This window comes from Peribacillus sp. SIMBA_075 (assembly GCF_046534585.1).
This window is the reverse complement of the sequence record NZ_JAWRYN010000340.1, coordinates 1-308: the sequence shown is the minus strand read 5'-3', so window position 1 is coordinate 308 and position 308 is coordinate 1. Positions and strand designations below refer to the sequence as shown.

The 308-nt window shown below is 51.3% G+C and carries 1 protein-coding gene; it reads right to left on the bottom strand.

Going from position 1 to position 308, the window contains the following annotated elements; all coding sequences use genetic code 11:
• The coding region (locus SB775_RS28490) for a putative sulfate exporter family transporter (protein ID WP_410864535.1) at positions 1-273 on the bottom strand (273 nt) is incomplete at its 3' end.
• Positions 274-308 lie beyond the last annotated feature (35 nt).

Here is a 308-nt window from a genome sequence, read left to right as displayed (position 1 = left end):
TAGACCGAGACCTTGGTGAAGCACGACGTCAATATTTAGCTTGAGACCGTACAAAATGATGGCAAGACGCAATAAACGTTTGGCAGAGAACTGAATGCCTGATCGCAGAGCCTCGGGATATCCCCAAAATTGGCGATAGGCGACCGCAATCAGGATCGCACAAGCCAAAGGACCGACTCGATCAAAGCCAGGAACACGAGATAGTCCATACCCGAGCAGGGCGACTACAATAGTAAAGGCGACGCCACCGATCCATAACGAGAGGGAAGACACTTTGCTTCCTTGGGGTTTTCCGTACTGTGCAGCTG